This window comes from Actinoplanes sp. NPDC048791, from assembly GCF_040650095.1.
In the GTDB taxonomy this organism is placed as follows: Bacteria; Actinomycetota; Actinomycetes; order Mycobacteriales; family Micromonosporaceae; genus Actinoplanes.
Window position 1 is genome coordinate 1 of sequence record NZ_JBEZGQ010000269.1, and the last position, 9,235, is coordinate 9,235.

A 9,235-nucleotide genomic window follows, 5' to 3' on the forward strand; every position below is an offset into this window, starting at 1 on the left:
TCGCCATGCAGGCCCTGGACGCGGGCCGGCTGGGCATCGCGGCCTGCGCGGTCGGCCTGGCCCAGGCCGCGGTCGACTACGCCGCCGGGTACGCCCGCGAGCGCATGCAGTTCGGCCGGGCGATCGCCGAGTTCCAGGGCGTCGGCTTCATGCTGGCCGACATGGCCACGCAGGTCTCGGCGGCCCGCGCGCTGCTGCTGAACGCGGCCCGGCTCAAGGACGCCGGCCGCCCGTTCTCGGTGGAGGCGGCCAAGGCCAAGCTCTTCGCCACGGATGTGGCGATGAAGGTGACCACCGACGCGATCCAGGTGCTGGGCGGGGCCGGCTACGTCAGCGACCACCCGGTGGAACGCTGGTTCCGCGAGGCCAAGGTGCTGCAGATCGTCGAGGGCACCAACCAGATCCAGCGCCTGGTCATCAGCCGGTCGCTGACCCGCGGCTGAAACGGGTTCGTTACCGGGCGGCCACGACCGGTATCTTGTCGCGGTGGAAGAGATCGACCGGGCGATCGTGGGCGCCCTCACCGTGGACGGCCGGCTGTCCTACACCGATCTCGCGGAGCGGGTCGGCCTGAGCGTGTCGGCGGTGCACCAGCGGGTACGCCGGCTGGAACAGCGCGGCGTGATCAGCGGATACACGGCGAAGGTGTCGTACGAGGCGCTGGAGCTGCCACTGACGGCGTTTGTGGCGATCCGCCCGTTCGACCCGTCGCAGCCCGACGACGCGCCGGAACGGCTGGCCCACCTGTCGGAGATCGACTCCTGCTACTCGGTGGCGGGGGAGGACTTCTACCTGCTTCTGGTACGGGTGGCCAGCCCGGCCGACCTGGAACGGCTGCTGCAGGAGATCCGTACGGCGGCGAACGTCACGACACGGACGACGGTGGTGCTGAGCACGCCGTACGAGAACCGGCCGCCGCGGATCGCCCCCGCCGCCAAGCCGGAGGCATAGTGTCCTAGGACGCCGTAGGTGGGGTGGGCTGGACCACGTCTTCTGCGTGGCATAGCAAGCTGCCCGCGGCGACGAAATGCTGCGCAGGGTCCTCGGCAAGACGGACGGCAGCCGGCCGCGGCGGCGAACGTCCACCGGTGCGGGCGGGCGTCGCTCTACTACCGGTGCGGGGGCGCGTCGCTCGCCGACCGGTGCGGGCCGTGCGTCGCTTGCCACGTGAGCGTGGCTCGCGGGGGTGGGGATTTGTGCTGACGCGCCTGCCGTCAGCGGTCTGTCCTGACCAAGCGTGCGCGCCAGGCCGCACCGCCGGAAGCGCTTCAGCTCGAACGGGGTCGTCACTGCCTGCACCCCGGCGAAAGCGCGCAGGCCGAAGTCAACATCCTAGGATGGCTTAGGGGGTGTGGCGCGGCTGACGCGAGCGAGCGGACCGCGCCGGGGTGCAGATGTCAGCCCGCCGGATCAGGACGAGGGTCGGACCTCGGTGCGTGCCGATGGGCTGAGGGCGAGGAGTTGCCGGGTGTGGCCCGGTAGTTCCACCTCGGCCAGCCCAGTGATGATGTCGCGCAGGGCCACCGGGCCGTTGACCAGCGCGGTGTCGTGGGACAGCAGCAGGGCCGGCACCGACGTGTCGAGCTCGGTCTCGCTCAGCGTGGGGCCGGCGAGGGTGCACAGAGCCTCTCCCTGGCTGCGAATGCGCTCCCGCAGCCCGGTGGGACCGTCGGCGAGGGCGATGACACGGTTGATGGTCCAGGTGTCCTGGGCCAGGCGGTTGTCGTAGGTGGTGTGTGCTCCCGCGGCCACGGCGGCGGCGGTCGCGATGGTGGCGGCGGTGACGAGGGCGACGTGCGCCACGATCTCGTCGGCGGTCCATTCGTCGGGCGGTGGAGCTCCGTCGGCAACGGTGGTGGCGGCGTCCAGCAGGGCATCGTAGGCAGCGGCGAGCGCGGTGGTGTCCATCGGCTCAGCTGTGCGCGGAGGACATGTCCCAGGGCGCCTGGGGGAGGACGTCGCCCGTTTCGAGCAGGGACTTCAGGTTGGCCAGGACGGCCGGCCAGCCGCGGGAGATGCCGCCGTGCATCTCGAGGTTGGCGAGCTTCTCGTGGGTCACGGTGAGGCGGACGATCTCCTGGTACGGCTCGACCAGGAACGTCACCACCGACGGCTCCCGGGTCAGCTGCTCCTCGGGGACGTCGTCGAAGGTGATGACCAGGGTCGTCGGCGGTTCGGCCTTGAGCACCCGGCCGACGACGTCGACGACGCCCGAACCGTCGGTGCGGCGGTGCTCCCAGGTCGACCCGGGCTGCCAGTCGGAGACGTTGGCGTGCCCCCAGTAGCGGGCGGTCAGGTCCGCGTCGGTCAGGGCCTGCCACACCTGCTCGGCGGTCGCGTGGATGTAGGTGGTGTAGACGTAGGTCGGCACCGGGGTGGGTTCTTCACTCATGGCGTACTCCTCTGCCTTGTTCTTGATCGCGTCGAGGGCCCGCAGCCGGGGCCTGTCGAAGCCGGAGATCCAGCGCTGCTCGATCTCGTGGATGGGGCCCGGGTTGAGGTAGTGCAGGCGCTCCCGCCCGCGTCGCACGACGGTCACGAGGTTGGCCGCCTGCAGGAGGTCGAGGTGCTGGGTCGCGGACTGGCGGGTCATCGCCAGGCGGTCGCACAGCTCGCGCAGGGTCTGGCCGCTCTGCTCGCGCAGACGGTCGAGCAGAAGTCGTCGGGTCGGGTCGGCCAGGGCTTTGAAGACCGGGTCGAGGCTCACGCGGACCATTATGCAGGCAATCACCTGCATGTTGTCAACGGACCTTAGCTGACCTGCGGAACTAACATCCTAGGACGCTCTACGCGACGTGCGCCGCGCCACACCTGGAACGACGCCTACGGCGACCCACCTCGACAAACAACGATTGTGGGGATTGCTCAGGGCGCCTAGCCTGATCTCGTGGAGAACAAGGAGCGGGCCGTGCGCAGCCGGGAGGACTTCCGCCGGCTGCCACCGAGGATCACGCCGGAGCAGATGATTCCGCTGCAGGCCGTGCTGCACCTGACGCAGGACCCTCGCGAAGGCACCAACGACGAGTGGCGCATCCGGCTGGGCTGGACGGCCTGACCAGCCGCGAGGAGCCCTTGGCCGGCGGCAACGTAGCCGAGTCCGTGGTCCGGTCGGGCTCCACCGTGCGCAAGCCCTGGACGCCCGCCACTCCTTTCGTTCACGCCTTCCTGCGCCACCTGCACGCCAGGGGCGTCGCCGGCGTGCCGGCAGTGCTCGGCCGCGACGAGCAGGGCCGCCAGGTGCTGGAGTTCGTGCCCGGCCGGCAGGACGAGTCCGCGCCGCCCATGACCCTGGCCGAGCTGCACCGGCTGGGCGCCATGGTCCGCACCATCCACGACGCGTCCGCCGGCTTCGTGCCTCCGCCCGGCGCCCGGTGGGACGTGGCGATCCCGCCCGACGGCGCCGACCTCGTCTGTCACCAGGACCTGGCCCCGTGGAACCTGATCCGCGACGGCGACACCTGGACCTTCATCGACTGGGACGCCTCGGCCCCGGGCACCCGCCTCTGGGACCTGGCCTACCTCGCGCAGACCTTCGCGCCGCTGGTCGCCGGTGGTGATCCGGAGGCGGATGCGCCGCGGCTGCGGGCGGTCGTCGACGGCTACGACCTCGATGCCGCGGGACGGGCCGCACTGCCCGACAAGCTCGTCGTGCGTACCCGGGCGATGTACGACCTGCTGGCCGATGGTTCCCGCACCGGTGCCCTGCCGTGGGCCCGGTTGTGGGCCGAGGGCCACGGCGTGCACTGGGGTGGCGCGGCCGACTACCTCGCCGCGCATTTGCCGGTGTGGCGCTCAGCGTTGCGGTAGGTCGGCCCGGGCGCACTCGGTGACGTAGGGCATTGCGAACGTGTCGCGCCCGGCGAGGGCGGGGTGGGTGGCGGTCAGCTCTCGGACGGCGTCCAGGACGGCGGCGCGTTCGTGCTCGCTCAGCAGGATGATGTAGCTGCGGGACGCGACCAGGTCGAGGAGCCGGTCGAGGGTGATCTCGTGGGTCCAGGTGAAGTCGCGGGTCTCCACCGGCCCGAACGGGGACCCGAACTCGGCGCGGCGGTGCTGTTCGGGGGAGTGGATGAGTTCGCCCAGGCGGCGGACCCAGTCCTCGCGTTCGTCGCGCAGGTTCCAGATCAGGCCGAGCCGTCCTCCTGGTCTGAGGATGCGGGCGGCTTCGGGGACGGCCCGTTCGGGGTCGACCCAGTGCCAGGCCTGGGCGCAGAGCACGGCGTCGGCGCTGTGGTCGTTCAGGGGGATGGCTTCGGCGCTGCCGGCCAGGGCCGGCACGTCGGGCAGGACGCGGCCGAGTTCGGCGCGCATGCCGTCGGAGGGTTCCACCGCGGTGACGTGCAGGCCGCGGTCGCGGATCTGGCGGGTGAGTTTGCCGGTGCCGGCGCCGAGGTCCACGACCTGGCCGGCCCCGGCCGGCAGGAGCCAGTCAAGAGCTTCAGCAGGGTACGGCGGGCGCCCGCGCTCGTAGACGGCGGCAGCTTGTCCGAAGGAGGAGGCAGCGGCTTGATCGCTCATGACCAAGGATCCTAGGACGCTCTACACGCGGTGCGCCGCCCCACCCAGCGTGAGTCGTGTTTTAGATACGCGCCCTTCGGGCACCTTTTCTTCGACAAGAACCATCAAGTTCGAGTCTTCGGAGAGGTTGACGATGAGCTTCACTGACAAGGTCAAGAACAAGGCCGAAGAGCTGACCGGTAAGGCGAAGCAGGGCATCGGCGACGCCACGGACAACGAGCGGCTCGCCGCCGAGGGTCAGGCGCAGGAGACCTCCGCACACGCCAAGCAGGCCGGCGAGCACGTCAAGGACGCGGGCAAGGACGTACGCGACGCCTTCAGCTGAGCCGGCCCACAGCGAGGCCCCCGGGACGACGGTCCCGGGGGCCTTTTCTGTGCGCTGTTACTACTCGGCGACCTGCTGCTTGAGCCACCACTGCTGGCCGGACTCGGGCAGGGTGTCGATCGGGTCGTAGTAGGCGTGGAGCTTGTTGAGGGCTTCGTCGTCGGTGGCCTCGATGGACGTGCGGTAGTTCTTCGTCCAGTAGGAGATGCCGTGCTCGCGGTCGTACTCGGCGAGCATGTGGACCCAGCGCTTGCCGACGAAGGGGACGTCGCAGACGATCCGCGGGGTGGCGTAGCCGGGCAGGTAGCCCATCATGTCGTGCTGGAGCTGCTGGGCGTACCAGACCGGGACGCGCCAGTGCTCGGCGTTGGGGATCATGTCGCACATGTAGAAGTAGTACGGCAGGATGCCGGCTTCGCCCTGCAGCCCGAAGCAGAGGTCGAGCAGGTCGGCGGTGGTGGCGTTGACGCCGCGCATGAGCACACCCTGGTTGCGGACGTCGCGGACGCCGACTTCGAGCAGCATGCGGGCGGCCCGGGCGACCAGCGGGGTCAGTGAGTTCACGTGGTTGACGTGGGTGTGCACGGCGAGGTTGACGCCGCGGCGTTCGGCGGTGATCGCGACGCGGTTGAGGCCTTCGACGACGTCGCCCTGCAGCCAGTGCTGGGGCAGGCCCATGAGGGCTTTGGTGGCGAGCCGGATGTCGCGGACGGTGGGGACCGAGAGCAGGCCCATCAGGTACGTCTCGAGTTGTTTCCAGGGCACGTTGGCGACGTCCCCGCCGGAGACGACGACGTCGCGGACGCCGGGGTGGGCCTTGAGGTAGGCCAGGTGGGCGTCGTAGCGGTCGACGGGTTTGAGGGTGAGCTTGAGTTTGTCGACGGTGGGGGTGTTGTTGCCGACGAGGTCCATGCGGGTGCAGTGGCCGCAGTACTGCGGGCAGGTGCTGAGCAGTTCGGCGAGGACCTTGGTGGGGTAGCGGTGGGTGAGGCCTTCGGCGACCCACATGTCGTGTTCGTGCAGGGAGTCGCGGGTGGCGTGGGGGTGTGAGGGCCAGTCGAGGTGGCGGTCGGTGGCGACGGGAATCATGTAGCGCCGGATCGGGTCGGCGTAGAACGACTCCGTGTCGGGGGTGCGGTCGGGCACCATGGTGTTGAGCATCTGCGGCGGCACCAGCATGGACATGGTGGCCAGGCGCTGCATGTCGGTTTCGAGGTCGGCGTAGAAGCGTTCGTCGAGCAGGTCGCCCATGACCTTGCGGAGCTGTTTGACGTTCTTGACGCAGTTGACGCGTTGCCACTGGGCGGATTCCCACTGCTGGGTGGTGACGTTGCTCCAGCCGGGGAAGCGGGTCCAGTCGGGTTCGACCAGCGGGCGGCGCTGGTAGTTGTAGGGCTGCCCGGCCGCGGTGGCCGCGTCGTTCTTCAGCTCGGTCAACGGGGCCTCCTGGGGTCGGGGAGCGATCGTGATCGACGATACTGGAGAATCTGCGGTCTAGTAACCGTCGCCCCGGAGGATTTACGGTAGGACGGCCGCGCGGCAAGTTGTTTCTTGTGAGGATGGTGGGCATGTCGTTTCCTGTGGGTCTGTCTCGGGTGCTCGATCCGGCCGGGGTGCTGCCGCAGGCGGCGTGGCGGCTGGACGCGCGTCCGGAGCTGGGCGCGGACGAGGTGCGGATCCGCCTGGAGCGGCTGAATCTGGACGCGGCGAGCTTCCGGCAGTTGTCGGGCAAGCACGGCGGGGACGGCGCGGCGGTGCGGGCCGAGGTGCTGGAGATCATCGGTACGCGCGGCAAGATGCACAACCCGGTGACGGGTTCGGGCGGCATGCTGATCGGGGTGGTCGACGAGGTCGGGCCGGAGTCGCCGTTGCCGGTGAAGGTCGGTGACCGGGTCGCCACGCTGGTGTCGCTGACCCTGACCCCCCTTGCGGTGACCGACGGGCTGGCCGGCTGGGACGGGCGCAGCGAGCAGGTGCCGGCGGCGGGTCATGCGATTCTGTTCGGGCGTTCGGTGGTGGCGGTGCTGCCGGATGATCTGGCTCCGGAGCTGGCTCTGGCGGTGTTCGACGTGTGCGGGGCGCCGGCGTTGACCGACCGGGTGGTGCGCGGGCATGCGGCGGCCGGTGCGGTGTCGGTGGCGGTGCTCGGCGGGGCCGGTAAGAGCGGGTCGCTGGCGTTGACGGCGGCGCGGCTGGCGGGTGCCCGTACGGTCGGGGTGGTCGTGTCGGACGCCGAGCGTGACGCGCTGCTGGCGGCCGGGCTGGCTGATCACGTCGCGGTCGCCGATGCCCGGGATCCTTTGGCGGTGTCGTCGGCGGTGGTGGCGGCGCTGGGTGAGCCGGCGACGGTGACGGTCGTGTGTGTGGATGTGCCGGGGTGTGAGCACGGGGCGATCCTGGCGACGGCGGCGGGCGGCACGGTGGTGTTCTTCTCGATGGCGACGAGTTTCCCGGCGGCGGCGCTGGGGGCCGAGGGCCTGGCGGCGGACGTGACGATGCTGATCGGCAACGGGTACGTGCCGGGGCATGCGGCGTTCGCGCTGGATGTGGTGCGGCGCACTCCGGCCGTGCGGGCTCTGTTCGAGGCGCGGATCGCGGCACACTGACGGTCATGATTTCCCCCTCTGTGGTGTATGCGAACGGTCGGTTCTACTCGGCGGCGGATCCGCGGGCGTCGGCGATGCTGGTGCGTGACGGGCGGATCGCGTGGCTGGGTGCGGCGGCGGATGCCCCGTCGGCGGATGTGACCGTGGATCTGGACGGTGCGCTGGTGACGCCGGCTTTTGTGGATGCGCATCTGCATGCGACGGACACCGGCCTGGCGGCGGACGGGCTGGATCTGTCGGGGGTGCGGTCGGCGGTGGAGCTGCTGGAGGCGGTGTCGGCGTTCGCGCGTACGCGGCCGGTCGACGGGGTGGTGCACGGGCACGGCTGGGACGAGTCGACGTGGGCGGTGCAGGAGCCGCCGTCGGCTGACGTGCTGGAGCGGGCGGCGGACGGGCGGCGGGTGTATCTGTCGCAGGCGTCGGTGCATTCGGCGCTGGCGTCGCGGTCGTTGCTGGCGGCGTGCCCCGGCATCGAGGGGGTGCCGGGGTACGCCGGGTCGGGCTGGGTGCCGGAGCAGGCCCAACACGCGGTGCGGGCGGTGGCGCTGGGGTCTTTGACGGCGGCGCAGCGTACGGCGGCGCAGACCTCGGCGTTGCGGCTGGCGGCGTCGCGTGGGGTGGCGGCGGTGCATGAGTGTGCGGGTCCGGGGACCTCCAGTGAGGCGGATTTCGCGTCGGTGCTGGCGTTGTCGGGTGCGGGGCTGCCGCAGGTGTTCGGCTACTGGGGTGAGCTCGGTGGTGCGGCGCGGGCCAGGGAGCTGGGTGCGGTCGGTGCGGCTGGTGACCTGTACGCGGACGGGGCTCTGGGGTCGCGGACGGCGTCGGTGCGGTCGCCGTATCTGGACGGTGACGGTGGTTGTGGTGAGGCGTTCGTGTCGGCGGAGCAGGCCGGGGCGCATCTGCTGGAGTGCATCGAGCTGGGTGTGCAGGGTGGTTTCCACGCGATCGGGGACGCGGCGATCGAGGCTGTGCTGGACGGGTTCGCGATCGCGGCCAGGCGGGTGGGGGTGGACCGGTTGCGGGAGGGCCGGCACCGCATCGAGCACGTGGAGCTGATCGACAAGGCGATGATCGCCCGGATGGTGGAGTTCGGGGTGGTGGCCAGCGTGCAGCCGGTGTTCGACGCGTTGTGGGGTGGCCCGGACCGGATGTACGCGCAGCGTCTGGGGGTGGAGCGGGCGTTGGCGACCAATCCGATCGGGGCGATGTACGCGGTCGGGGTGTCGCTGGCGTTCGGGTCGGATTCGCCGGTGACGGCGCTGGATCCGTGGGCGGCGGTGGTGGCTGCGGCGGCGCCGCGGAATCCGGCGTACCGGATGAGTGTGCGGTCGGCGTTCGGGGCGAGCACCCGCGGTGGCTGGCGGGCGGCCGGCGTCGACGACGCGGGGGTGCTGACGCCGGGCCGGTCGGCGACGTTCGCGGTGTGGGAGACCCCGGCGGGGACGGACGGGGGCCTGCCGGTGTTGTTGGCGGGGGTGGACGGGGTGGTGCCGGCGCGGCCGGTGTGCCGGCGCACGGTGCTGCACGGCGAGACGATCTTCGAGGAGTGACGTGAACAAGCTGGGGCTGGATCCGCACGTGGTGCGGCGGGCCAGGGCGCTCGCCGCGCGGGCGGGGCAGCCGGTCGTGGACCTGGCCCGCTCGCACACGACGGTGTCGGTGGAGCGGGCGGTGCTGCGCCTGGCCGGGGTGTCGGGGGCGGATTCCGACGGCATTCCGTGGGTGAACCGGCTGGTCGACGCGGTCCGCGCCGATGTGGGCCGGGGTCACGGGGTGGCGTTGCCGG

General features: G+C 71.0%; 12 protein-coding genes. 8 read left to right on the forward strand and 4 right to left on the reverse strand.

The features are described 5' to 3' along the window. Both AB0C29_RS20470 and AB0C29_RS20475 read left to right on the forward strand, forming a co-directional pair. Positions 1-443, forward strand: a 443-nt coding sequence (locus AB0C29_RS20470) for an acyl-CoA dehydrogenase family protein (protein WP_360822289.1), incomplete at its 5' end; no start/stop codon positions are given. 43 nt (positions 444-486) lie between these two features. After that, positions 487-951 (forward strand): Lrp/AsnC family transcriptional regulator, encoded by a 465-nt coding sequence (locus AB0C29_RS20475; RefSeq protein WP_360552003.1) that lies wholly within the window; start codon positions 487-489, stop codon positions 949-951. A 459-nt stretch (positions 952-1,410) separates the two neighbouring features. Here the strand turns inward: AB0C29_RS20475 and AB0C29_RS20480 are convergent, their stop codons facing one another. Next, on the reverse strand, positions 1,411-1,908 hold the full coding sequence (locus AB0C29_RS20480; protein ID WP_360822291.1) for a hypothetical protein: 498 nt from the start codon (positions 1,906-1,908) through the stop codon (positions 1,411-1,413). A 4-nt stretch (positions 1,909-1,912) separates the two neighbouring features. Then, positions 1,913-2,707: a metalloregulator ArsR/SmtB family transcription factor gene (locus AB0C29_RS20485; protein ID WP_360822293.1), complete on the reverse strand. Its 795-nt coding sequence runs from the start codon at positions 2,705-2,707 to the stop codon at positions 1,913-1,915. A 180-nt stretch (positions 2,708-2,887) separates the two neighbouring features. Here AB0C29_RS20485 and AB0C29_RS20490 point away from each other — a divergent pair, with 180 nt between their 5' ends. Together AB0C29_RS20490 and AB0C29_RS20495 are read left to right on the forward strand one after the other, a co-directional pair. Then, complete coding sequence (locus AB0C29_RS20490) at positions 2,888-3,055, forward strand: hypothetical protein (RefSeq protein ID WP_360822295.1); 168 nt, start codon at positions 2,888-2,890, stop codon at positions 3,053-3,055. Then, complete coding sequence (locus AB0C29_RS20495) at positions 3,025-3,807, forward strand: phosphotransferase (protein ID WP_360822296.1); 783 nt, start codon at positions 3,025-3,027, stop codon at positions 3,805-3,807. Before AB0C29_RS20490 ends, AB0C29_RS20495 begins: the two co-directional genes overlap by 31 nt. On the opposite strand, the gene AB0C29_RS20500 is transcribed toward AB0C29_RS20495, so the two are convergent. Further along, positions 3,793-4,518 (reverse strand): class I SAM-dependent methyltransferase, encoded by a 726-nt coding sequence (locus tag AB0C29_RS20500; RefSeq protein ID WP_360822298.1) that lies wholly within the window; start codon positions 4,516-4,518, stop codon positions 3,793-3,795. The genes AB0C29_RS20495 and AB0C29_RS20500 overlap by 15 nt on opposite strands. Before the next feature lie 133 nt (positions 4,519-4,651). Between AB0C29_RS20500 and AB0C29_RS20505 the strand changes: the two genes are divergently transcribed. Continuing rightward, entirely contained in the window at positions 4,652-4,843 is a 192-nt protein-coding gene (locus tag AB0C29_RS20505; RefSeq protein WP_212990512.1) for a CsbD family protein, read from the forward strand. Between the two features lie 60 nt (positions 4,844-4,903). Here AB0C29_RS20505 and AB0C29_RS20510 read toward each other — a convergent pair whose 3' ends face one another. Then, positions 4,904-6,280: a lysine 2,3-aminomutase gene (locus AB0C29_RS20510; RefSeq protein WP_360822300.1), complete on the reverse strand. Its 1,377-nt coding sequence runs from the start codon at positions 6,278-6,280 to the stop codon at positions 4,904-4,906. Between the two features lie 131 nt (positions 6,281-6,411). On the opposite strand from AB0C29_RS20510, the gene AB0C29_RS20515 reads away from it, so the two are divergent. From AB0C29_RS20515 to oraS, 3 genes are all read left to right on the forward strand, one after another. Continuing rightward, a complete protein-coding gene (locus AB0C29_RS20515; protein ID WP_360822302.1) occupies positions 6,412-7,449 on the forward strand; it encodes an L-erythro-3,5-diaminohexanoate dehydrogenase in 1,038 nt (345 codons plus the stop codon). Between the two features lie 5 nt (positions 7,450-7,454). Next, a complete protein-coding gene (locus AB0C29_RS20520) occupies positions 7,455-8,999 on the forward strand; it encodes an amidohydrolase family protein (protein ID WP_360822304.1) in 1,545 nt (514 codons plus the stop codon). A gap of 1 nt (position 9,000) precedes the next feature. Further along, positions 9,001-9,235: lysine 5,6-aminomutase subunit alpha TIM-barrel domain-containing protein (gene oraS, locus AB0C29_RS20525; RefSeq protein ID WP_360822306.1), on the forward strand; the 235-nt coding region annotated here is incomplete at its 3' end.

What these genes read in the sequence shown, in the direction of transcription:
- AB0C29_RS20480 (WP_360822291.1), bottom strand. Translation starts at nt 1,908, where the DNA reads ATGGACACCACCGCGCTCGCCGCTGCCTACGATGCCCTGCTGGACGCC.
- AB0C29_RS20500 (WP_360822298.1), bottom strand. Translation starts at nt 4,518, where the DNA reads ATGAGCGATCAAGCCGCTGCCTCCTCCTTCGGACAAGCTGCCGCCGTC.
- AB0C29_RS20505 (WP_212990512.1), top strand. Translation starts at nt 4,652, where the DNA reads ATGAGCTTCACTGACAAGGTCAAGAACAAGGCCGAAGAGCTGACCGGT.
- AB0C29_RS20515 (WP_360822302.1), top strand. Translation starts at nt 6,412, where the DNA reads ATGTCGTTTCCTGTGGGTCTGTCTCGGGTGCTCGATCCGGCCGGGGTG.
- AB0C29_RS20520 (WP_360822304.1), top strand. Translation starts at nt 7,455, where the DNA reads ATGATTTCCCCCTCTGTGGTGTATGCGAACGGTCGGTTCTACTCGGCG.